This window comes from Serratia sp. YC16 (genome assembly GCF_009707615.1).
GTDB lineage: Bacteria > Pseudomonadota > Gammaproteobacteria > Enterobacterales > Enterobacteriaceae > Serratia > Serratia surfactantfaciens.
In genome coordinates this window covers 59,644-81,173 of record NZ_WLYN01000010.1, presented here as the reverse complement: position 1 = coordinate 81,173, position 21,530 = coordinate 59,644, and the positions used below count along the sequence as shown (strand labels likewise).

22 protein-coding genes are annotated in these 21,530 nt (G+C 60.6%); 11 read left to right on the top strand and 11 right to left on the bottom strand.

What is annotated here, in order from left to right; translation table 11 throughout:
• The first annotated feature begins 197 nt into the window (after positions 1-197).
• Positions 198-1,115, top strand: a complete 918-nt coding sequence (locus tag GKN89_RS20670; RefSeq protein ID WP_063918364.1) for a DMT family transporter — start codon at positions 198-200, stop codon at positions 1,113-1,115.
• Here GKN89_RS20670 and GKN89_RS20665 read toward each other — a convergent pair.
• Positions 1,112-2,605 (bottom strand): PLP-dependent aminotransferase family protein, encoded by a 1,494-nt coding sequence (locus GKN89_RS20665; RefSeq protein WP_063918365.1) that lies wholly within the window; start codon positions 2,603-2,605, stop codon positions 1,112-1,114. The genes GKN89_RS20670 and GKN89_RS20665 overlap by 4 nt on opposite strands.
• Positions 2,606-2,766: 161 nt before the next feature.
• Here GKN89_RS20665 and GKN89_RS20660 point away from each other — a divergent pair, with 161 nt between their 5' ends.
• A complete protein-coding gene (locus GKN89_RS20660; RefSeq protein ID WP_154747659.1) occupies positions 2,767-3,678 on the top strand; it encodes an arginase family protein in 912 nt (303 codons plus the stop codon).
• Positions 3,679-3,694: 16 nt separating this feature from the next.
• Here the strand turns inward: GKN89_RS20660 and GKN89_RS20655 are convergent, their stop codons facing one another.
• The 8 genes from GKN89_RS20655 to GKN89_RS20620 all read right to left on the bottom strand — a co-directional run bounded on the left by GKN89_RS20655 (position 3,695) and on the right by GKN89_RS20620 (position 11,135).
• The gene (locus tag GKN89_RS20655) at positions 3,695-4,318 is read right to left on the bottom strand and encodes a LuxR C-terminal-related transcriptional regulator (RefSeq protein ID WP_019455217.1); all 624 of its coding nucleotides are present in this window, start codon (positions 4,316-4,318) and stop codon (positions 3,695-3,697) included.
• A gap of 101 nt (positions 4,319-4,419) precedes the next feature.
• Positions 4,420-4,959, bottom strand: coding sequence for a fimbrial protein (locus GKN89_RS20650; RefSeq protein ID WP_019455216.1), 540 nt, complete (start codon positions 4,957-4,959; stop codon positions 4,420-4,422).
• Positions 4,960-4,978: 19 nt separating this feature from the next.
• Positions 4,979-5,983, bottom strand: a complete 1,005-nt coding sequence (locus tag GKN89_RS20645; RefSeq protein ID WP_154747658.1) for a fimbrial protein — start codon at positions 5,981-5,983, stop codon at positions 4,979-4,981.
• A gap of 14 nt (positions 5,984-5,997) precedes the next feature.
• Positions 5,998-6,609, bottom strand: coding sequence for a fimbrial protein (locus GKN89_RS20640; protein ID WP_154747657.1), 612 nt, complete (start codon positions 6,607-6,609; stop codon positions 5,998-6,000).
• An 11-nt stretch (positions 6,610-6,620) separates the two neighbouring features.
• Positions 6,621-7,367, bottom strand: coding sequence for a molecular chaperone (locus GKN89_RS20635; protein ID WP_016930416.1), 747 nt, complete (start codon positions 7,365-7,367; stop codon positions 6,621-6,623).
• A gap of 24 nt (positions 7,368-7,391) precedes the next feature.
• Entirely contained in the window at positions 7,392-9,893 is a 2,502-nt protein-coding gene (locus GKN89_RS20630) for a fimbria/pilus outer membrane usher protein (RefSeq protein WP_154747656.1), read from the bottom strand.
• A 71-nt stretch (positions 9,894-9,964) separates the two neighbouring features.
• A complete protein-coding gene (locus GKN89_RS20625; protein WP_019455212.1) occupies positions 9,965-10,513 on the bottom strand; it encodes a fimbrial protein in 549 nt (182 codons plus the stop codon).
• Between the two features lie 91 nt (positions 10,514-10,604).
• A complete protein-coding gene (locus GKN89_RS20620) occupies positions 10,605-11,135 on the bottom strand; it encodes a fimbrial protein (RefSeq protein ID WP_019455211.1) in 531 nt (176 codons plus the stop codon).
• A gap of 758 nt (positions 11,136-11,893) precedes the next feature.
• On the opposite strand from GKN89_RS20620, the gene GKN89_RS20615 reads away from it, so the two are divergent.
• From GKN89_RS20615 to fetB, 5 genes are all read left to right on the top strand, one after another.
• Entirely contained in the window at positions 11,894-12,307 is a 414-nt protein-coding gene (locus GKN89_RS20615; protein ID WP_063918369.1) for a hypothetical protein, read from the top strand.
• A gap of 2 nt (positions 12,308-12,309) precedes the next feature.
• Positions 12,310-13,437, top strand: a complete 1,128-nt coding sequence (locus GKN89_RS20610; RefSeq protein WP_370520267.1) for an FKBP-type peptidyl-prolyl cis-trans isomerase N-terminal domain-containing protein — start codon at positions 12,310-12,312, stop codon at positions 13,435-13,437.
• Positions 13,438-13,474: 37 nt separating this feature from the next.
• Positions 13,475-13,762, top strand: coding sequence for a FaeA/PapI family transcriptional regulator (locus tag GKN89_RS20605; protein WP_154747655.1), 288 nt, complete (start codon positions 13,475-13,477; stop codon positions 13,760-13,762).
• Positions 13,763-13,952: 190 nt separating this feature from the next.
• On the top strand, positions 13,953-14,630 hold the full coding sequence (gene fetA / locus GKN89_RS20600; protein WP_019455207.1) for an iron ABC transporter ATP-binding protein FetA: 678 nt from the start codon (positions 13,953-13,955) through the stop codon (positions 14,628-14,630).
• A complete protein-coding gene (gene fetB, locus GKN89_RS20595) occupies positions 14,617-15,390 on the top strand; it encodes an iron export ABC transporter permease subunit FetB (protein WP_019455206.1) in 774 nt (257 codons plus the stop codon). Before fetA ends, fetB begins: the two co-directional genes overlap by 14 nt.
• 36 nt (positions 15,391-15,426) lie before the next feature.
• Here the strand turns inward: fetB and GKN89_RS20590 are convergent, their stop codons facing one another.
• Positions 15,427-16,263, bottom strand: a complete 837-nt coding sequence (locus GKN89_RS20590) for a TIM barrel protein (protein WP_154747654.1) — start codon at positions 16,261-16,263, stop codon at positions 15,427-15,429.
• 31 nt (positions 16,264-16,294) lie between these two features.
• Entirely contained in the window at positions 16,295-17,737 is a 1,443-nt protein-coding gene (locus GKN89_RS20585) for a sugar porter family MFS transporter (protein WP_154747653.1), read from the bottom strand.
• Positions 17,738-18,293: 556 nt separating this feature from the next.
• On the opposite strand from GKN89_RS20585, the gene GKN89_RS20580 reads away from it, so the two are divergent.
• The 4 genes from GKN89_RS20580 to GKN89_RS20565 all read left to right on the top strand — a co-directional run bounded on the left by GKN89_RS20580 (position 18,294) and on the right by GKN89_RS20565 (position 21,483).
• Entirely contained in the window at positions 18,294-19,799 is a 1,506-nt protein-coding gene (locus tag GKN89_RS20580) for a CoA-acylating methylmalonate-semialdehyde dehydrogenase (RefSeq protein WP_019455203.1), read from the top strand.
• A gap of 77 nt (positions 19,800-19,876) precedes the next feature.
• The gene (gene iolB / locus GKN89_RS20575; protein WP_063918374.1) at positions 19,877-20,698 is read left to right on the top strand and encodes a 5-deoxy-glucuronate isomerase; all 822 of its coding nucleotides are present in this window, start codon (positions 19,877-19,879) and stop codon (positions 20,696-20,698) included.
• Between the two features lie 163 nt (positions 20,699-20,861).
• On the top strand, positions 20,862-21,131 hold the full coding sequence (locus tag GKN89_RS20570; RefSeq protein ID WP_004930864.1) for a hypothetical protein: 270 nt from the start codon (positions 20,862-20,864) through the stop codon (positions 21,129-21,131).
• A gap of 13 nt (positions 21,132-21,144) precedes the next feature.
• Positions 21,145-21,483: a type II toxin-antitoxin system RelE/ParE family toxin gene (locus GKN89_RS20565; protein ID WP_063918375.1), complete on the top strand. Its 339-nt coding sequence runs from the start codon at positions 21,145-21,147 to the stop codon at positions 21,481-21,483.
• Positions 21,484-21,530: the final 47 nt, after the last annotated feature.

Here is a 21,530-nt window from a genome sequence, read left to right as displayed (position 1 = left end):
TTTGGCGTTAGCGCCGCGCTTTGCTAACCGGTACAGCGATAATCTCGCTATCTGGACCTGTCTCTGAACCGCTTTATCTGAAAAATAGAACGCAGCCCCGGCAAGCTGCGCTGGGGAACGATGTTCTCTTTCACTTATGGCATCGCCTCGCGGGTTGCCGATTTCGGTATGCCTCAGGCGTGCGGAGCGTTCGCATCATGGACAGCCAGTCTGAAAAAACTCTTGTGGTTACCTCTACCGCTCATCCCGCCGCCGGGCATTCGGCTCAGGGCTGGATGAACGGCTTCATCGGCATGATTATCTTCAGCGGCTCGTTGCCCGCTACCCGGGTGGCAGTGCTGGAGCTCGATCCGCTGTTTTTGACCGCGGTCAGGGCGGCGATCGCCGCCTTGCTGGCCCTGTGCGCACTGCTGCTTACCCGCCAGGCGCGGCCGACGCGGGCCGATTTAGCGCCGCTGCTGTTTGTGGCGCTCGGCGTGGTCATCGGTTTTCCGCTGCTGACGGCGCTGGCGCTGCAGCACACCACCTCGGCGCACTCGCTGGTGTATATCGGCCTGCTGCCGCTGGCGACCGCCGGTTTTGGCGTTTTGCGCGGCGGAGAGCGGCCCAAGCCCGCTTTTTGGGCGTTTTCGGGCGTCGGCGCCGCGCTGGTGGGGGCCTTCGCACTGAGCCAGGGGAGCGGCGGCTCCTGGCTGGGGGATGCGCTGATGGTCGGGGCGGTGCTGCTGTGCGGCCTGGGTTATGCCGAGGGTGCGGTGCTGTCGCGCCGGATCGGCGGCTGGCAGGTGATCTCCTGGGCGCTGGTGGTGGCGTTGCCGTTGACGCTGGCGGCCGCCTGGCTAGCGGCGCCGGCCGGATGGCCCGTGGTCAGCGGCAAGGCGTGGCTGTCGTTGGTTTATGTCTCGGTGTTCAGCATGTGGATCGGGTTTATCTTCTGGTATCGCGGCCTGGCGCAGGGCGGCATCGCCGCGGTTGGCCAGCTGCAGCTGCTGCAGCCGTTTTTCGGCCTGGCGCTGGCGGGCTGGCTGCTGCATGAGACCGTTCAGCCGATGATGATCGCCGTGATGGCCGGCGTGGTAGTTTGCGTGTTCGGCGCCAAACGTTTTTCCCGCTAGGCACCGTTGCGGGCGCATGTTCGGATCACCTCTGCGAGCCGCTCCACCGCCTGTTGTACCTGGCGATCGGCATAACCGCCCAACCCCAGCACCAGCCCCGGTTCGCCGTTGCCGGGTGCATACATCGGCGATACCGCCCGCAGCGCCAGCCCGGCTTGGTTGGCGCGCAGGGCGATCTGTGCGTCGTCGAGATCTTTCCTCAGCCACAGCACCATATGCATGCCCTGATCGCAGGGCTGCACCATCGCCAACTCGGCCGGGATATGCGCGTTGATCGCCTCGATCAGCACCCGGCGTTTCTCGGCGTAGACGCCGCGCATTTTGCGGATATGCCGGTCGAGATACCCTTCGGCGATAAAGGCGGCCAGCACGTGTTGATCTGCGCTGGGCGGATGGCGATCCATCAGGATCCTGGCGCCGCAAAATGCGTCGACCAGCGGCGGCGGCACGATGGCGTAACCCAGCCGCAATGACGGGAACAGCACCTTGCTGAAGGTGCCGAGATAGAGCGTCCGTTCGGGTGCCAGCCCTTGCAGCGAGGGGAACGGATGACCGGCATAGCGCATCTCGCTGTCGTAATCATCCTCCACGATCCAGGCCTGCCGCTCTCTGGCCCAGGCCAGCAGGGCGCTTCTTTTCGCCATGCTCATCGGCATGCCCAGCGGATATTGATGCGACGGCGTGACAAAGGCGGCGCGGGCGTCGGCGGCCAGACGGATGCCCGCGGCGACGTCGATGCCGTCGTCGGCGACGGGCACCCTGACCATGCGGCGGTCGCGAAACAGGCTGTCGAAAATGGCGGTAATGCCGGCGTAGGCGGGGTCTTCCACCCAGGCGCTGTCGCCGGCGTCCAGCAGGATCTGCGCGGCCAGATACAACCCCTGCTGGGTGCCGGAGGTAATGAGGATTTGCTGCGGCGTGCAGTTCACGGAGCGGGAACGCCGCACATAGTCGCAGATGGCTTCGCGCAGCGGCAATGCGCCCAGAGGATCGCCATAGCCCGAAGGTGCGCCGGGGCCGCGTGCCCGGATGCGGTTGCCGAGCCGCCGCCAGACATCGTCGGGCGCGGTATCGCCGATCGGCACCGAGACGGTGAACGGCACCGGCGGCAGCGCCCGCGCCTGAGCGGCAAAGCGCGCCAGATGCTGCGCCTGTGAAGAAAGCGGCATCGCCGGCGGCGGACTGGCCTGTACGGTGGCGTGGGGCAGGCGGCGCGGTGCCTGATAGTGAGCGACCCGGGTGCCGGAGCCGGGCTGCGGTTCGAGAAAACCTTCCGCCGTCAACTGGGCGAACGCCTCCAACACCGTGCCGCGCGCCAGATTCAGCGCCGCCGACAGCCGGCGCGTCGAGGGCAGCAGATCGCCCGCTTTCAGATCGCCGCGGTGGATGGCCTGACGCAGAGCCTGCGCCAGCTGGTGGCTAAGCTGACCCGCCTGGCGATCGAGCTCGCCGAGGGCGGGAACGTCAACGACTTTGGCTGTTCTGGGCATGAATTCCGGTTCGCTTTACGGTGTGAAAATAGACATTCAGAGTAAACCGCTTTTGCCCTGTGCGCTATGCGCCATGCAAGATTGAAAAAAGAACGCGCGCCCGGCGCTGCGGCGCTTATGCTTTTGGCTACGACGACGTTTTTTGCACGGAGATCGCGCGTATGCACCTCATTCTTGCACCGAGCAATCTGGGCCTGCGGCCGTTGCGGCCCGGCCATGTGCCCGGCGTCTGGCGGGCGCCGCAGGCGCTGATGGCGCAGCGGCTGGTGGAAAGGCTGGCGGCGAGCGCGGTCAGCACCTTGCCGCAACGGCCTTATTCGCCGCTGGCGCAGCCCGGCACTCGCATCCGCAATGGGCATGCTATCCGCGCCTTCAATCTACAGTTGGCGGAGGTGGTTGCTGCTGTGCAGGGGCAAGGAGACTTGCCGTTGGTTGTCGGCGGCGACTGTTCGATCCTGTTGGGGGCGCTGGCCGGGGCGCGCCGGGCGGGGCCACTGTCGCTGGTGCATATCGATGGTCACAGCGACTTTCGCCACCCCGGCAACTACGATACCGCACAGCTGCTGGGGGCGGCGGCAGGGATGGATTTGGCGCTGGCGAGCGGTCGCGGCGAGCCCCTGCTGACGACCTGGCCCGGCATCGCGCCGCCGCTGGTGCCGGAACGGCAAATTGTGCAGCTGGGGGAGCGCGAAAACCGAGATGCAGACTTCGCCTGGCCGGATATTGCGCAGACGGCGATCGAGCGCATCGACGTTTTTACCGCCCATCAGATCGGCGAGGCGGAAATTGTCCGGCGTATCGAGCGGGTATTGGCCGCGCAGCCGCAGTGGCGTTTCTGGCTGCATTTCGACGTGGACGTGCTCGACCAAACAGTGATGCCGGCGGTCGATTCGCCGGGGTCACCCGGCATCGATCGGCAATGGCTGGAGAATATCGGCGCGCGTCTGCTGCAAAATCCGCTGTGCTGCGGCATGACGGTGACGGTATTCGATCCCGATCTCGACCCCGCCGGCCATTATGCGGCGCTGCTTGTCGATATGTTGGCGGCGATGTTTCGGCAATCTGACGCATAATGGTGTGTTATCGCCCTCAACCCAAACCCCGCTGATTGAGCAGCACCTTATTCAACTCGCTGTTTTTACGCACGTTCAGCTTGCGCATCGCCGAGCGTTTATGGGCGCTGATGGTTTTCTGGCTGCGTTGCAGCAGGCCGGCGATGCTGCAGGCGGACATGCCGCTGCTCATCAAACCCAGCACCTTTTTCTCGCAGTGGCTGAGCGCGGCGATGCGGCAAGCCTGGCATTTCCACGTGCCGGCGGCGTGCAGCGCCACCCACGGGTGCTGGATGAACTTTTCCAACGCCATTTGCAGCTTGAGGCGGATGGCGTAGGCCGAATCGCGCCGATGAATGCTGAACAGCGGCGGTGAATTTTTTACCTGTTGCTGGGTCGCGTCGTCGAGGATCAGCAGGGTCAGCTGCCGTTGGCGCGGGGTGCCGTAGGGGCTTTGATAGCAGCTGGCGCAGCCCCAGCGCTCTTCCGGCGTGCGAAGCACGATTTCGATGTTATCCAATGCCTGCAGCGCCAGCGGCGAGAACTGCGGGTACAGGCGATGGCATTCGTTCAGGGAGTGCAGATAGTCCTGCAGCAGCAGACGCAGCCCCTGCTGGTAGAAGTTATCGCTGTCGAACAGCGTGAAGCGAATATCTGGCATGGGTGCCTCCTTAAAAGGCCGCGCCGGAGCGAACGGTGACGGCCAATCGCCGGCGATTGCGCGCCGGTCGTTTTCCTGATTTCCCTGGGAAGGTGCGGGGCTTATTGGTACGCCAGCACAAAATTGGCGACGGACGTGAATTCGCCTTCGGTAATGCTTTGGTTTTGAATCGCGCTGGGCCTCCCCTGCACATAGGCGGTGAAGTTCAGGCTGTTGGGGCCGTTTTGCAGTGCGACGGCGCTGGTGGCCTTGTTCAAATCGATGTCCGCGCCCTGATGATCGAACAGGGCGATGGCGGCGCCGTTCGCGCCGTTGTTGATCGCCAGCTTGCCCGGCAGTTCTCCGTCTTCGGTGCCGCTGAAGGTCACGCTGACGGATTTGAACACCGTGGTCTTGCAGTCGGTCAGCTTGATGCTGAACGGCACCGGCGTGGTATGGCCGTAGCGGTACAGGGTTTTGACGATCACCGTGCCCATCTCCACCAGTTGATCGGCGGACTGCGGTTCGATATTGCACGGGCGGCTCACCACGGTACCGTGGAACTGCACCGGCGCGCCGATAAGCTCGGTGTTCGCCGCTGCCGGCATGACGGCAACCCACCAGGGCGCGCAGACCAGCAGCGTTAAAGCGCGTAGACGCATTTTTTTGTTCCTCCCTCGGTTACTGGAATGCCGCCACGATGGTGGCCGACGCGTTGAATTCCCCTTCACCGATCTCCGCGCCGCCGTTGGCGAACGGCGCCGCCACCAGGTTCCAGGAACCGCCGTTGCCGATGTTCGGCACCGGATAAAACTCATTCGGGATGACCAGCTGGCCGTTGTGGGTCAGCCGGATGCCGAGATCGTTCTTGTCGGTTTTGAACACCTCGTTGCTGAAGGAGGCCGCCGTACCCGACACCGCCAGCTTGATGTTCAGCGTGCCGTCCTCGAAGCTGCCGCCCTCGCACTGGAAACGCACCGGGATGCTTTGCGGGTAGTTCGAGCCGTTGAGATCGCTGCCGCCGATCTCGCCGAACTCCACGTTGATCAGCTGGCCTTCGTTCACCACGCATTTATCCGGCACATAAAGGATCGCGGACTGGATAAACACCTGCGCCATCGGATTAGGGCCGAAGCCGCCGTCGGTCGAGCCGAGACGGCCGTACATCTCGATGATCTGCCGATCGTTAATCTCGACGCCGTTGATGATCTTCTTGCGCACCCGGAAGGTGATCTTGCCTTTGGAGCCGCTGCCGTAGTTGTTGACCTGCAGGTACGGTGGGCGGCAGCTGTGTTGGCTCAGCAAATTCGATTCGTTGTAAAAGGGCACGGTGACGTAGGCGTTCTTGTTGCCGGCGATCCACACCTCGGCCTTTAAATCCAGAAAGTCATTCAGCTTTAAATAGCCGTTGCCGTAGTCGGAAGGAGGCAAGGCTGAATCCGATTTGTAAAAGTGTGGGCTGGTGGGGATAGGGGTATCGCAATACACCTTGCCGGTATAGGTTCCGCCGAGATCATAAGGAAATAGTTTGGTGAACCCCACCTGGTTGGTGATGTTGCTTTCATTCAGATCGATATAGAACTGTTTCGGCCCGCCGTCCGGCGTGACATAGCCGTTGGCCCAGGCGGCGGGGGCCGCCAGCGCGATCGCCAGCGGCAGGCAGAGTTTGGTCAGTTGAGTTTTCATTGCGTTCTCGAACCTCACAGGTAAATCACCTGAATATGCGCCACGGCGGCGAACCCGGCCGCCATCACCGCCCGCTGGGTGGATTCCACGCTGGCGCTGAACCACAGGGTGTTGCTGCCGGGCTGCAGAATGTAGGGGCGGCTGCGCTGATTCAGTTCCAGCGCGCGGCCCTGCTGATCTTGCAGCCGCAGGCCGATGCCTTGCACGCCGCCGTTCAGCTTCAGCAGCGACGGATTGTCGACGTCGCTTTCGCCGAGGAACACCAGCGTGGCGGCCTGCTCACCCTGCAGGTAGAGGCGGCCGGCGTCGCCGTTGCGCGGGCCGGCCGGGTTATCCGCCAGCGCTCGCGCGCCCAGCAGGCAGTTGCGGAACGAGAGGCGAAAACGCACCGGCGCACTGCGATCGCCGGTGTTTCGGAAGTCGCGTGCGCTGACGTCGCCCAGATCGACGGCCTGATCCCGGCTATCCGGCGTCAGGCTGCAGGGAGAGCTGAGCAGGCCGCCGTGAAAGCTGACGGTGCCGGTCGTGCCTTCGATCACGCCCAGCGGCGTTGCCGCCAGCGCGCTGCCGCCGCACAGCAGCGCGCCGAACAGCAGCGGACGCAGTCGATCGGTGAATTCAGCCATGCTGGACCTCCTTATTTTTTCTCGGGCACGGCGGTGCAAACGCTGCCGTTGCAGGCGAAGCGCAGCTCGGGGTGGCCGCCGTAGTCGTTGATGTAGGTGATGACGAAGCTGTTCATGCCGGTGTCGTGCAGCTTGAGGCTTTCGCTGGATTTCGGCTTCAGCATCAGCGGTTGAAAACCGCCAATCGCGCCGCCGCCCTGTTTTTGCGTTTGCCGCGTCATGCCGGTCAGGGTGATGTAAAACGGCGTCGGGTTGTCGACGGTGATGGCGCCGCCGCTTTTACGGAACACCAGCTTTTCCTGCCACACTTCACCCTTGGGCGCGACAATCGCCTTCGGCCGGTAGAACAGCTTGATCTGCGTTTGCAGCGCCAGCTGCATCACGTTGGTTTTGGTGCTTTTCGGCGGGATCTCGCGCAGGTTGAAGTAGAACACCGACTCGCGATCCTGCGGCAGACGATCCGCCTCCGGCGTTTTGGTGATGCGCACTACGCTGCGCTCGCTCGGCTCCACGCGCTGCAACGGCGGCAGCACCACCAGCGGCGAGGTGATTTTCTGGTGCTGCTCGTTCTCCAGCCAGGACTGCGCCAGGAAGGGCAGCTCTTTGTTTTCGTTGACGATATTCAGGCTGATCGATTTGGCGTCGCTCACATAGACGGCGCGCGTGCGATCCAGCGATATCGCCGCGTCGGCGGTGGGCAGTACGGCGCTCAAGGCCAGGCCGGCGGCGGTCAGTAGCGTTATCGGGTGTTTGTTCATGTCATCATTTCTCAGCGTTACGGATTACAGGGTGGCGCACGGCAGCAGCAGCTGGTCCAGCGGCTTGGCGGCGCCCGGGATCACGATGCGGCAGCGGCGTTGGCCTTCCCAGGCGACGTCCAATTTTTCCTCCGGCTGCACGCCGGTCAGGTAGACCGAGCCGCCGTCGTTGACCACCGCGACCTCGCGGCCTTTCTCGCTCAGCACCGCAGCGCCGAACGGCGGTTCGCTGCCGTCCGCAAGGCGAATGGTGGCCAGCAGCTTGCTGCCTTTCACCACCTCGAAGTGGCGGTAGCCGATGGCGCCTTCGGTCAGCGTGCCTTGCACTACTGCGCGGGTGGCCTCGACGTCGTCCGCCAGCTTGTTGACGTCGATGCGGGTGTCGGTGTTGTAGTAGCTGGTGATGTCGGAAATCACCGCCAGCCCGAAACGGTTGCTGTAGGCGCGGCCGTTGTTGATCGGCACGCCGGCGATGCCGTCGGTGTCGAGCATCATGCGGCTGCCGCCGTTGCTCGAGTTCTGGTGCGCCGCGATGCCGTACCGGGTAGCGGTGAGGCCGCCGCGGAACGAACCGCCGATCGACGAGTAGCTGTCCTGCTGATAAGAGGCGCTGGCGTTCAGCGAGCCGAACGAGGCGTTGTGGGTGTAGTACCCGCGCGCCAGCGATTTGCCGGACTGATTAAAGCCGCCGCTGACCTGCCAGGTATTGTCCGGATCGCTGTAGTCGTTGTACGACGCGGTCTGCGTAACATCGCCATTGTTGGTTTGCAGCGCATAGCCGACACGGCGGCGATCGCCGATCGGCACGGTGAAGTTGAGCATCACGCTATCGTCGGTGCGGCCCTGGTAATAGGTGCGGTAAGCCGACAGCGAGGCGGTGATGTTGCTGATATCGCCGATGCTGAACAGCTTGCTGGCCGACAGGCCATAACGATCCTGAGTTCGCGCGTCCCAATAGGTCTGGTGCGAGTAGGTCAGGTAGGCGGTGATCGCCTTGGTGGTGTCTTCCGCCATAAAGGTTTTGCTGGCGGTGATGGTGTACAGCTCTTTCTGTCGGCCGTTGTAATTCTTGTCGTAATCACCGTAACGCTCCTGCAGATATTGCGACATGTTCATGAACTTGCGCTGTGAGAAGCGGTAGCCGGCGAAGGTGATCTGGCTGTTCAGCTCGTCGAAGCGTTTGGCGTAGTTGAGCTTGAACGACATGCCGCTGGCGGTTGGCTCGCCGGGCAGACGGGCGATCGACTGGGTGACGTCCAGCGACATGGCGCCGAACACGTTCAGATCGCGGCCGAGGCCGAGCGCCCAGGCGTTATAGTCGCCGCCGAGCAGCGCGCCGCCATACAGCGACCAGGCGTTGCTTAACCCCCAGGAGAAGTCGCTGGCGGAAAACAGCGGCCCCTGAGTGCGGTGGTCGTAGGCCGAGGTCTTGCCCAGCGCCACGTTGTAGCGTACGTAGCCCGGCCGGGTCAGGTACGGAATGGTGGCGGTGTCCACCTGGAAGGTCGAGACGGTGCCGTCCTGCTCTTCCACTTTGACGTCCAGCTTGCCGCGTACCGAGCTGTTGAGATCTTGAATGGCGAACGGCCCGGCGGGCACGGTGGTTTCGTACAGCGTGCGGCCTTCCTGCGAGACGGTGATCTTGGCGTTGCTCTTGGCGATGCCGCGCACTTCCGGCGCATAGCCCTGCAGATTAGGCGGCAGCATGCGCTCGTCGCTGGCCAGGTTGAGGCCGGTGAAGCGATAGGCGTCGAACACCCCGGAGTCGAGATAGATCTCGCCCACCGTCAGCTTGGCGGCCTGCATCGGCAGCGCGCGGTAGGCGTAGATCTGGTTCCAGTCGAAACCGGTGCTGCGATCGCCGGCCTGCTGGTTGTAATTGGACTGGAAGTCCGCGCGCAGACGCCAGGCGCCCAGGTTGGCGCCCAAGGTGCCGTAGCTGCTCAGGTTCTGGGCGGTGTTGTTGTTATGGCTCTGTTTGCCTAGCTGGCCGCTGATGTTGTAATCCAGCAGCAGGCCGGGAATGCCGTCATCCCACTGTTCGGGCGGCGTCCAGTCGGGATCGGAGTATTTCATCCATGCCTGCGGGATGGTGATCGCCAGCACGCCGCCGCCGATGCGATCGGAGACGGTCGCACCTTTGATCGCGCGAATGTCGGCGCACTGGTTGTCGTGCCACAGGGTGACTTTCTTGGCCGCCTCTTCCTTCAACGCCATTTTTTCCACCAGGTCGGGCGGCAGGCACACCTGGCTGCCGCTCTTGTTATCCGGTGACGGTAAATACTGAATGCTGCGCTGAGGCAGCGTTTTCTGGTTGATCTTGATATCCAGCAAATAAGCGCCGGGCATGACGTAGTCGGCGTCGGAGAAGCGCGAAAGATCCACTTTGCTGCGCTCGCCGATATCCAGGACGTCGGTATTGAATTCCGTGGCGGAAAATGCCGGACGCACCCAGAGGAAAGACAGAATGACGAGGAGAGGTAGGTGTTTCCGTGTCAGTAATGACGTCATAACATAATCACTCATGGCAAGTCCGCGCCCAATAGCAGGTCATCCGTACGACCTGAATACGTAATGCTGTGCAGCGCCCGCCGGCGCTAGAGATAAGACAGGGTGAATTTGGCCAGAGAGCTGAAGCCGCCCGCCCGCGCCTTATCGGGATGTATGCGCAGCTGTGCGCCGAAACGCAGCGTGTTGTCGCCGGCAACGATCTGATAATCCGCCGTCGTGCTGCCGAGCGGGATCGGGGCGCCGGCATCGGTCAACAGCTCGATAGCCACGCCTTGCGCCTCGCCATACACGCCCAACAGGGAAGGATCTCGGCTGTCGGCGGTGCCGTCGAACGTGACGTTGGCCGCGCGATAGATAAAGTCGGGCTTCACCTGGCTGGCCAGTTCGCAATTCACCAGTTTGATCGTGAAATGGCGACGGCTGCCGATCAGCACCGATTGCCCGTCCTGTGAGGCGTCGGTCATGGAAATCAGACCGAAATCGACGGTTTGATCCAGGCTGTCGCTGGCGATGCCGCACGGTGTTTCGACGATGGTGCCGCCCAGGCTGACTTTGCCGTGGCCCTGATTTTTCGCTGCCGCCGCGTTGCCTACGCTGAGCGCGATGAGCAACAGACCGCAAAGGCGGATAGTCATGCTGGCGTCTCCCTGTCTTTCCCTGTTCCCTTGCCGCTCTCGTCGGCATGCAATAAAGCGGGGGATGCCCTGCGGCATCCCCTGTGGGGTATTACAGGTAAGCCAGGGTGAAGTTCGCCACGCTGGTGAAGTCGCCCGGCACCACGGCGGCGGAGGCGCTGCTGCCCTGCAGGTAAGCGGCGAATTTCAGCGAGTTGTCGCCGTCGTTCAGGCCCTGACCGTCGGTCGCCGTGCCCAGTTCCACTTCTTTGGAGTGCAGGTTGTCGTAGATCACGATGCCGGCGCCGGTTGCCGTGCCGCTCAGAGCCAGCAATTTGTTGTTGACCGGATCAGGCGTGCCGGTAAAGGTCACTTTGACGTTTTTCATGGTGGAGATGGAGCAATCTTTCAGTTCGATGTTGAAAGGCTGCATGCTGGATTTACCCTGGTTGGCCAGGATGCGGCTGCTGATCTGGCCCATTGGCACGGTTTGGTCAACGGATTCCGGTGCGACGCTGCATGGCGCATCGATAATTTCGCCGGTAAAGGTGACTTTACCGCTGCCCTGATTAGATGCGGCATGAGCAACAGATGCGGAAGCGAAAGCAATCACGGTTGCCAGCATTAATTTATTCAGTTTCATTTCTCAAGTTCCTGTAGAGAGTTTTTAAATAAAAAGAACAGCACATCTAAATCCCCCGCAGCGGCGGCAACGCCATGTCGCCGGCCGTACGGCTGGAGCCAGATCCTTTTGCTCTGGGCAATACGCCAACATCCGTTATTTATGAGAAATAACGAGATTTTGGAAATCAGCAATGGATTTCTTGGTAAATAAAATACGAGTTTTAAGTGTGACGTGTTGCTGGGAATATTCTTGCAAATAATAGTATTGCTTGGAAATAGATTTTATTAAATTAAGTCAAATTCAGAATATAAAACCAAAAGGAAAAAGAAATATATTTGCTTTAAAATCAATAGATCGTATACAAATATTATCCAGTATAAATCACTATATAAATAACGATATGCGAGATATTAGATCGGGGGAAATAGGGTGGCACCTACAATTCACAATATTGTTTTGCTAATATCGCCCTTAGGCAGCAGAGGCTGAATTTCCTTACTGAAACAAAATATAAAACATAATTTATTGTTTTTATTGCTATTTCATGGTTGTTTGTGCATGAGGGAGTGGGGTTTCTTATTCGCGTTTAGCCAGCGTTTAGACCTAATTGGTTAACAATTAAATAACAATTGCACCGGTAGTGAATTATTCTATCGCATTGCGTGATAGGGATTTTTCGCTGCCTAACCCATTTTGATTAATCAAATTAAGGCATGCGTTGCTGCCGTTCGCTACATAATGATGACTTGCGTGACAATTAAAGGATTATAAACGGAATGATAACGATGATTAATGCTTGCGGCGGACGCCGCGCGGTGGGTTTGGCCATATTTTTGTTTTCTGTTATGGCGCTTTCTGGCTGTGCAGGCGGTAGCAAGACAAACCTGAATTCCGTGAAAAAACTTTCACAGAACAATCCTAATGATAAATCTGATGAACAGCGCATCGCGCTTTGTCAGCAACGGGTTAATTCCTTAAAGAATATTAATCCGCAAAGCTATCAAAAACGCATCGCCTATTTTAACGGCCTGCTTTCCAACGCCTCCGGATATGCCGGGGTGCGCGGCAACGTAGATGAAAGCACCCGCAAAGCTATTGATGCGCTTTATCAATATAAAACCGAGAAATTCTGCGCCGACGTCGAACATGAGCTGATGTCCGATCTGTCTGACCGGGTCGAGAATCTGTAGCCGTGAAGCGCAGTGCGCAAGGATGGGGGATAGGGATCCTGCTGTTGGCGGTGAGCGGGACCGTTTGCGCCGATGACGACGGCATTCCTGCCCTGTTGAAGTTTGCCGAACAGCGGCAGGCGCCGCCGGCCGCGCCCAGGGACAATGCCGAGCGCAAACCGGCGTCCGCACCGGCCGCTAAACCGGCCGCCGTCGCAGGCGCAGATGGTGCTCGTTTAACTGCACTGACGCACTCTTTGCAACAGCAGGCGGAGAAAATCCGTCAGTTGGAGTTGCAGTTGGCGGCGGCTCAGGCCGCTGCGGCGCCGAAAAGGGAGCCGGTCGGCGTCGATATTCGGCCGCTTATCAATGCGTTGAAAGGGGGGAAGCAGGCCATTGCGCCGGTGCCTGAGGTGGGCGTGCTGGTCGCCTCGCTGACGCGAGCCGAACAGCGCAGCGCAAGTTTGATCGCGCAGCTGGCGCAGCAACGGCAGCGGATAGAAACCTTGCTGACAGAACGGCGGCAGGCGGCGCAAGCGCCACCGCTGGCCAGCGATGCGGACAAGCAGGCCTATGCCGCCGGCGTATCGCTGGGGCGCGACATTTTGCATCTGCAGCAGGAGAACCAACGGGCAGGGCTGGAGGCGGACAGGCAGCTTTTGCTGGCGGGCATCGCCGATACCCTGGCCGGTCGGTTGCGGTTGGATGACGCCGCCATCGACAGCGCGCTGCGCACGGCGCAGCAGCGTTTGCAGCAGGCGCAGACTCCCCCTGCGGACGGCAAGGCCTACCTGGCCGATTTCGCCCGACAGGAGGGGGTGAAGCGGGATGCGCTCGGCTTCTACTACCGGGTCGACTATGCCGGCAGCGGCGCGATTGGCACCGACGATCGGGTGGACATCGTGGTGCGCGAGAGTTTGCCCGACGGCCGGGTGGTCAAAGATATGGAGCTGGCGGGAACGGTGATCTCGCAGCCGTTGACGCGCTATCCGCCGCTGTTTCGCGCCGCTATCGAGAAGCTGCAGCGCCACGGCTCGATCACCCTGGTGGTGCCGCCTGCGCTGGCATACGGCAAGCAGGGCAGCCCGCCGGCGATCCCCCCGAACGCCACCATGATTTACACCCTGCGCATCGCGGACGTGCAGCCGTGAGCGGGGTGCTCAGCAGTAACCACTCAGGAGGAATGCTATGGCCAAGGTGCCGAATACGTTTGAAAGCAGAAAATCGCTGATGCTGAATGTGTTGCAAGGATTGTGCAGGGATCGTGTGGAAGGGTCAGGGGGCCATCATCCCCCGCCGGAGCAGTGGCCGAAGACGCGCGAGCTGGCAGATAAATGCGGTGAAAACATCTATACCACCCGCACCCTGCTGCTGGCGTTGGAAAAGGAGGGCAAGGTGCGCTGCACCCACCGCAGCATCAATAATTCTCTACGCTGGTACAGCTGCGAAGAACAGGCAGCGATGAAAAAAGAGTGATTCGGCCCTGGCGGTCGCTTTTGACTATTCCTACAGCTAAGCATTAATTAATCTTATCATTTGGCGGGGCTTTCCGCTCCGCCAATCCTCCTTTGCGTTCCCCGCCCGCCGCGCAGGCATTGCTAAGATGTTTTTTGCGGCCATATACTTATCGCTCAGACGGAAACAGGTGTAGGGAGCCGGCATCGTAATGAAGGAAAAGAAAGACATACTGAGATTGGATGATATTCATTATCAAATAGACAACCAGGTGATCCTGGACTCGGTCTCTTTCACCCTGGGTGAAGGCGAGTTCAAGCTGATCACCGGACCTTCCGGCTGCGGGAAAAGCACCCTGCTGAAAATCATCTCTTCCTTAATGGATCCGACCCGCGGAAATATCTATTTCGACGGCCGGGCGATCGCCGAGATGTCGCCGGAGGCGTACCGCAAGCAGGTCTCTTATTGTTTCCAGACGCCGGCGCTGTTCGGCAATACGGTTTACGACAATCTGGCGCTGCCCTATCAAATCCGCCAACAGTCGCCGGACACGGCGAAAATGAAGGCCGATTTGGCGCGTTTCGGGTTGCCGGAGGCGATGCTGACCAAAGGCATCAATGAACTTTCCGGCGGGGAAAAACAGCGCGTGTCCCTGATCCGCAACCTGCAGTTTATGCCGCGGGTGCTGTTGCTCGATGAGATCACCAGCGCGCTGGACGAGGAAAACAAGCGCAACGTCAACGAAATCGTTCATCAGCTGGTGGCGGAGCATCGGCTGGCGGTGCTGTGGGTAACGCACGATACCGAAGAGATAGCGCATGCGGACGAGGTGATCACCCTGCGCGCGCACCGCGCCGAGCAACAGGAGCAACAGCATGAATCAGCATAACATCACCAACGAATCCTTGGGCTTGTCGATGATCCTGGTGGTGGTCGCCATTCTGATCAGCCATCGGGAAAAGCTGGCGCTGGAAAAGGACATTATCTGGAGCATCTGCCGCGCGGTGGTGCAACTGATCATCGTCGGCTATGTGCTGAAGTATATTTTCGACCTGGATAACGCCGTTCTCACCGTGCTGATGGTGCTGTTCATCTGCTTTAACGCAGCCTACAACGCCAAGAAACGCAGCAAGTACGTCGAACACGCCTTCGTGACGTCGTTTATCGCCATCACCACCGGTGCAGTGCTGACGCTGGCGGTGCTGGTGTTGACCGGGTCTATCGAATTTACGCCGATGCAGGTGATCCCGATCTCCGGGATGATCGCCGGCAACGCCATGGTGGCGGTGGGGCTGTGTTACACCAACCTCGGCCAGCGTTTCAAAAGCGAGCAGCAGAAGATTCAGGAGATGCTCAGCCTGGGGGCGACGCCCAAGTTCGCTTCGGCGGCGCTGATCCGCGACAGCATCCGCGCTTCGCTGATCCCGACCGTGGACTCGGCGAAAACCGTCGGGCTGGTCAGCCTGCCGGGCATGATGTCCGGGCTGATCTTCGCCGGCATCGATCCGGTGAAAGCGATCAAATACCAGATTATGGTGACCTTCATGCTGCTTTCCACCGCCAGCCTGTCGACCATAATCGCCTGCTATCTGGCCTACCGTAAGTTTTATAACCAGCGTCACCAGCTGGTGGTCGGCAACCTGAAGTAACGCCATGAAAAACGGCCTCCGCGGAGGCCGTTTTTTTTACCCTTGCAGCAGGGCGATGCTCTGGCGGATTTCCCGTTCGATATCCGCCTCACTCCAGCTGTCCAGCTGGGAAGAGAAAGGTTCGAAGGCATAGATGCCGGCGTAGCCCAGGCGTTCCAGGTTCTGCACCTGACGGCGGCTCTCCAGCCGATCGCCCTCGCTCAGCATGATGCGCTCTTCGTCGCTCAACGCGCCTTTCTCCCGCGCGTCTTCCACGCCGGACAGATGCACCAGGCCGATCTGCGCCACCTGGATTTGGGCGTCGAAATCGGCCTGCGTCACGCCGCTCAGATAGTGGTGGAAAGTATCGAGCACGATGCGGTACGGCGCGCCGGCATCGCGGATGATCGCCTGGGTCAGCAGCGACGATCGCAGCGAACTGATGCCGAAACCCAGCGGTTCGACGTATCCCTGTACGCCATAGCGGGCAAACAGCGGCGCCAGCAGCCGCAATGCGGCGAGGGTGTCATCCCGTTTTTGCTGCTCGCTGCGCTGGTCATCGGCGCTGCAGTGCGGGCACAGTACCAGCGCCCGGCTGTGGATGGCCTGGGCCTGCGCCAGCAGCGCTTCGGCGCGTTGCAGAAGCGCCGCCGGGTCGTCCACCCGGTTGAACATGCCAAGGGCGTTGATCGTGACGATGTCGATGCCGTATTGTGCGGCAAGCGCGCTGAGCTGCGCGTCGCTCAGATCGTCGGTCACCTTGCCGCTGGGCATGTCGTTGCGCAGCTCAACCTTGCTGAGCCCGCAACGTTGCACCAGGCGGAAAAAACTGTCCAGATCGAGATTCGGCGCGATCTTGCGGTTAATGCAGAAGCGGTCCAGCGCAATGGTCATGAGGCATTACTCCAGCGGTCAGGGTGAGAGATCAGGATTTGCCGTTTTCCAGCGGCAGCGGCTTGCCGTCGGGCAGAGGATGGCGGTGGCGTTTGGCCAGCACCACCTGCTCCATTTTTTCCAGTGAGACGCCTTTGGTTTCCGGGATATAACGGCCGATAAACCAGTAGCTGAACAGGCAGCAGGCGGCGAAGATCCACATCGGGAAGGCACCGTGGAAATGCGAGAACAGGTAAGGATGATCGTTGATCATCGGGAATGACTGCGATACCGCGAAGTTGGCGACCCACATGCAGCCGACGGCGATGCTCATCCCCTGCGCGCGCATGCGGTTCGGGAAGATCTCCGACACCAGCACCCAGGCGCCGACGCCCCAGGACAGCGCATAAAACACCATGAAGAACAGCATGCCGAACAGCGCGAAATAGCCGGTGGCCTGGGTGTAGAGCGCGTACGAGGTGAGCAGCAGGCCGGCGATGGCGCCCAGCGTACCGTAACGCATCAGCGGAATACGGCCCATGCGATCCATCAGCATGGCGCCGATCACCGAACCGACCAGCTGCAGCACGCCGATCCAGATGGTCTGGAACAGTGCTTCCTGCGCGTTTTCGGTGACGGTTTTCAACACCACCGGCGCGTAGTACATCATCACGTTGACGCCGGTCACCTGTTGCAGCATGGCGATCATGCAGCCGACGAACAGGATGAACCGCACCCGCACGTCGCCGTAATTCAGTTTCCGGTGTTGTTGCTGCCGATCCTGCTGCAGCGAGTCTTTGATTTCTTTCAGCAGATTCTGCGCGTGGGCAGCGTTGGAGACCTTGGTCAACATCGCCAGCGCCTGATCGTCGCGGCCCATCATCACGTTCCAGCGCGGCGATTCAGGGATAACGAACACCAGGATGCAGAACAGGATGCAGGGGATCACGCCCGAGGCGAACATCCAGCGCCAGCCCATTTCCACCAGCCAGGCTTCGCTGGCGAGGCTGGCGATTTTGAAGTTGACGTAGAAAATCACGATCTGGCCGAACACGATGGCGAACTGCTGCATGCTGAGCGCCCGCCCGCGCATGTCTTTCGGCGACACTTCCGACATGTACATTGGCGACACGGTGGCGGCGATGCCGACCGCCAGGCCGCCGATGATGCGGTAGATGACGAACCAGGTGAAGGTCGGTGCCAATGCCGCGCCGACGGCGGACACGGTGAACAGCAGCGCCGCCAGCATCAGCGCCTTTTTACGGCCCCAGCGCGCCGCCAGCGGCCCGGCGGCGAAGGCGCCGACCACGCAACCGATCACCACGTTGGAGACCGCCCAGCCGGTTTCGGCCGGGCTGAGGCTGAAATAGGTTTTCAGCGCTTCGATGGCGCCGGAGATCACGGCGGTGTCGTAGCCGAACAGAATGCCGCCCAGGGCGGCGATGCCGCAAATTCGCAAGATGTAGCCGGTATTGTGCTTACGCTGATATGACATGTGTTGCTCCGATTTTTATCCTGGCTTCCGTCCGCACGGTTGGGTTATCGGAAAGAGGGCGAGCGGAAGGGTGTGAACCGTGCCTGTCATCAAGGCGATGTCGTCGATAAATGCTGGAACAAACAAGAACATTTATTTCATAATTAGTGAATAATGGAATATTGATTTTTAGATCCAGTTCAAAAAAAACCGTCGCGAGTGGCCCGGACGCTTTGAGCGTTCGGCGCTGGGCGATAGCGACGGCAGGGCAGGTGCAGTGCGGATTTTCTGTAGCAAAGTCAGCGTGCATCACCCACGGTTTCTCTCTCGTCGCGGTATCTGCCCTGGCACGACAATGAAAGCGTCGACCGATCGACACCGCAAAATTGCGACCTCACGCACTAAAAACAAATTTTCCAAAACAATTTATTTGAAACTTTTTTTTCAATGAAATAGAGTTTGCTGCATCCGGTCAGGATTTAGCCGGCTTGCCGACGGAGTGCGGCGAGCGGGACGATTAACGCCGCTGCCGCCTGCGTGTGGCCAGGCGGCAGCGGACTTGAAAAGAGGGCGTGACATGAAAACCGTGGGTAACTTTATTGACGGGCAGGTGTGCCTGAGCAGCAGCAATCAAACCGTCGACGTGCATAACCCGGCCAGCGGGCAGGTTGAGCGGCGCGTCACGCAGAGCACCGCCGCCGAAGTCAAACAGGCCATCGACGTGGCCCATCGGGCGTTCGCCGACTGGTCGCGCACCACGCCGCTGCGTCGCGCGCGCATCATGTTCAATTTCAAGGCGTTGCTGGAACAGCACCGCGACGAGCTGGCCGAGCTTATCGTCAGCGAGCACGGCAAAGTGTATTCGGATGCGCTGGGCGAACTGACGCGCGGCATGGAAGTGGTCGAATTCGCCTGCGGCATCCCACATCTGATCAAGGGCGAGTATTCAGCGGACGTCGGCAGCGGCGTCGACAGCTTCTCGCTGATGCAGCCGCTGGGCGTGGTGGCGGGCATCACCCCGTTCAACTTCCCGGCAATGGTGCCGATGTGGATGTTCCCTATCGCGCTGGCCTGCGGCAATACCTTTATCCTCAAGCCGCCGGCGCTGGTGCCTTCGGCCTCGGTGCGCCTGGCGGAGCTGCTGAAAGAAGCCGGCCTGCCGGACGGCGTGTTCAACGTGGTGCACTGCGCCAATGAAGACGCGGCGCAGCTGTGCACCGATCCGCGCATTCAGGCGGTGAGCTTCGTCGGTTCCTCCACCGTGGCGGAACATATCTACACCACCGCCAGCGCGCACGGCAAGCGAGTACAGGCCTTCGGCGCGGCGAAAAACCAGGCGATCGTCATGCCGGACGCCGATCTGGACGCCACGGTCAACGCGTTGATGGGCGGCGCGTTCGGCTCCGCCGGAGAACGCTGCATGGCGTTGCCGATCGCCGTCGTGGTCGGCGATGATACCGCCGACAAGCTGATCGCCAAACTGAAGCCGCTGATCGCGCAGCTGCGCGTCGGCCCTGGCTTGCAGCAGGGCGGCGAAGAGAATGAAATGGGGCCGCTGGTGTCGTCCGCTCACCAGAAGAAGGTGCTGGGCTACATCGATCTGGGGGTGGAAGAAGGCGCGACCCTGGTGGCCGACGGCCGCAATTATCAGGTGCCGGGCTATCCTGAAGGCTATTACGTTGGTGGCACGCTGTTCGATCACGTGAAGCCGAACATGCGCATTTACCGCGAAGAGATCTTCGGGCCGGTGCTGGGCATCGTGCGGGTGCCGGACTACCGCACCGCCATCGATACGGTCAACGGCCATGAGTTTGGCAACGGCAGCGCCATCTTTACCGGCAGCGGCCACTACGCGCGCCAGTTCGTGCAAGAAGTGCAGGCCGGGATGGTCGGCGTCAACGTGCCGGTGCCGGTGCCGATGGCGTTCCACAGCTTCGGCGGCTGGAAGCGCTCGGTGTTTGGTGCGCTGAACGTGCACGGCACCGATGGCGTGCGTTTCTACACGCGCATGAAGACCGCCACCGCGCGCTGGCCGGCCGGGCAACAGACGGTGTCCGAATTCAGCATGCCAACGCTGGGTTAAGCGATCGCAGAGTATGAGCGGGCCGTTGTTCCTTTGGGGCAGCGGCCTTTGCACGGGGTGTTAACAGGAGAATCGAGATGTCTTCACTGCTTGCCAAATGTCAGACGCCGAACGCCGAGGGGCGTATCCAGCACGTGACGCCGGAAAATGCCGGTTGGCGCTATGTCGGCTTTGACGTTTACCGCCTGGCCGCCGGGCAGTCGCTGCAGTTGGAATGCGGCGACAACGAGCTGTGTCTGGTGCTGGTCGCCGGTATCGCCTCCGTGGCCACGCTGCGCGCCGAATACCCGCATATCGGTAAGCGCATGAGCCCGTTCGAACGCACGCCGCCTTATGCGGTGTATGTGCCGCACCACGATCGCATCGAGGTGCGGGCGGAGACCGAGCTGGAGCTGGCGGTGTGCAGTGCCCCCGGCGGCGGCCACCTGCCTTCACGGCTGATTACGCCGGCGGATATCGGCGTGGAGCGGCGCGGCAAGGGGCGTAACCAGCGGTTGGTGCACAACATTCTGCCGGACAGCGAGCCGGCCGACAGCCTGCTGGTGGTGGAAGTGTATACCGACGAGGGCAACACCAGCTCCTACCCGAGCCACAAGCACGATCGGGAAGACTCGCCGGACGAAACCTATCTGGAAGAGACCTACTATCACCGCATTCAGCCGGAGCAAGGGTTCTGCATGCAGCGCGTCTATACCGACGATCGCACGCTCGACGAGTGCATGCCGGTCTACAATCGCGACGTGGTGAAAGTACCGCGCGGTTATCACCCGGTGGCGACCCTGGCGGGCTACGACAACTATTATCTCAACGTGATGGCCGGGCCGGTGCGGCAGTGGAAGTTCACCTGGGAAAAAGACCACGCCTGGATTAACGGCGAAGGTTACCCCGCCGCGCAATAAGCGCTTGAGGCCCGGCTTGCCGGGCCTTCTCTTTATCAGGGTATAAATTTGCCCTCCATCTTGCTCAAATGATAACCTGTCGGCACGCGTTCGCTCTCTGACTGAGTGAATCCCAATAACCGCTGTGATACAGCGTGATTGCCTATGCGCAGGAGGAACAACCATGACGACCACCATGTCCCAAAAAGCGGCGCGCGAAGGATTAGGTTCGCCCGACCTGTTTGAAGGCGGGGTCTATGTCACAAAAAATGGTGTCGCTGAGCTATTTGTGCAAACGGCGGCTGAGAGAGAGGCCGAAATTCGGGAACGCAATCTCGAGCGCCAGTCCAATGCGTTGTTGAAACTGACTATGATGGCGAAGCAAGAGATTAAGAATCAGCGCGGTCTGTCGCCCGAAGAAACCTTGCAGCGGCTGCGTGACGCGCGGAAATAGGCCCAGGTGCAGGATGCCCCAGGAAATACGTTTTACCGTCGCGCCGGCGGCGGAATGGAGCCTGAAAGACATCGAGTCTTACAAGAGCGGAACGATAGGGGCCGCCGCAGCCGGGGTGTTCGTGGATAACCTGCTGTTATCGTCCCTTGCGGCAATTGCCGACGATCCCGCCCGCTACCGCTTCAACGCCGTGCTGGCGGGCATGGGGGTGCGGTTGCACGAACGATTGGATCCCGACAGCGAATACCGTGTCATCTATGACTACGACGGCCAGACGGTGGAGATTCTGCTTTTCATCAGCATGAAGCAGGATCTGGAAAGCGTGCTCTACCGTTATTTATTGCTGCAATAATCCCGCCGCGCCCGAGCCTGTCTCGGGCGCTTTCGTCAGACGTGCCG

Bases quoted from the DNA above. Each gene is read 5' to 3' on its own strand.
- GKN89_RS20670 (WP_063918364.1), top strand. From the start codon at position 198: ATGGACAGCCAGTCTGAAAAAACTCTTGTGGTTACCTCTACCGCTCAT.
- GKN89_RS20665 (WP_063918365.1), bottom strand. From the start codon at position 2,605: ATGCCCAGAACAGCCAAAGTCGTTGACGTTCCCGCCCTCGGCGAGCTC.
- GKN89_RS20660 (WP_154747659.1), top strand. From the start codon at position 2,767: ATGCACCTCATTCTTGCACCGAGCAATCTGGGCCTGCGGCCGTTGCGG.
- GKN89_RS20655 (WP_019455217.1), bottom strand. From the start codon at position 4,318: ATGCCAGATATTCGCTTCACGCTGTTCGACAGCGATAACTTCTACCAG.
- GKN89_RS20650 (WP_019455216.1), bottom strand. From the start codon at position 4,959: ATGCGTCTACGCGCTTTAACGCTGCTGGTCTGCGCGCCCTGGTGGGTT.
- GKN89_RS20645 (WP_154747658.1), bottom strand. From the start codon at position 5,983: ATGAAAACTCAACTGACCAAACTCTGCCTGCCGCTGGCGATCGCGCTG.
- GKN89_RS20640 (WP_154747657.1), bottom strand. From the start codon at position 6,609: ATGGCTGAATTCACCGATCGACTGCGTCCGCTGCTGTTCGGCGCGCTG.
- GKN89_RS20635 (WP_016930416.1), bottom strand. From the start codon at position 7,367: ATGAACAAACACCCGATAACGCTACTGACCGCCGCCGGCCTGGCCTTG.
- GKN89_RS20630 (WP_154747656.1), bottom strand. From the start codon at position 9,893: ATGAGTGATTATGTTATGACGTCATTACTGACACGGAAACACCTACCT.
- GKN89_RS20625 (WP_019455212.1), bottom strand. From the start codon at position 10,513: ATGACTATCCGCCTTTGCGGTCTGTTGCTCATCGCGCTCAGCGTAGGC.
- GKN89_RS20620 (WP_019455211.1), bottom strand. From the start codon at position 11,135: ATGAAACTGAATAAATTAATGCTGGCAACCGTGATTGCTTTCGCTTCC.
- GKN89_RS20615 (WP_063918369.1), top strand. From the start codon at position 11,894: ATGATAACGATGATTAATGCTTGCGGCGGACGCCGCGCGGTGGGTTTG.
- GKN89_RS20605 (WP_154747655.1), top strand. From the start codon at position 13,475: ATGGCCAAGGTGCCGAATACGTTTGAAAGCAGAAAATCGCTGATGCTG.
- fetA (WP_019455207.1), top strand. From the start codon at position 13,953: ATGAAGGAAAAGAAAGACATACTGAGATTGGATGATATTCATTATCAA.
- fetB (WP_019455206.1), top strand. From the start codon at position 14,617: ATGAATCAGCATAACATCACCAACGAATCCTTGGGCTTGTCGATGATC.
- GKN89_RS20590 (WP_154747654.1), bottom strand. From the start codon at position 16,263: ATGACCATTGCGCTGGACCGCTTCTGCATTAACCGCAAGATCGCGCCG.
- GKN89_RS20585 (WP_154747653.1), bottom strand. From the start codon at position 17,737: ATGTCATATCAGCGTAAGCACAATACCGGCTACATCTTGCGAATTTGC.
- GKN89_RS20580 (WP_019455203.1), top strand. From the start codon at position 18,294: ATGAAAACCGTGGGTAACTTTATTGACGGGCAGGTGTGCCTGAGCAGC.
- iolB (WP_063918374.1), top strand. From the start codon at position 19,877: ATGTCTTCACTGCTTGCCAAATGTCAGACGCCGAACGCCGAGGGGCGT.
- GKN89_RS20570 (WP_004930864.1), top strand. From the start codon at position 20,862: ATGACGACCACCATGTCCCAAAAAGCGGCGCGCGAAGGATTAGGTTCG.
- GKN89_RS20565 (WP_063918375.1), top strand. From the start codon at position 21,145: ATGCCCCAGGAAATACGTTTTACCGTCGCGCCGGCGGCGGAATGGAGC.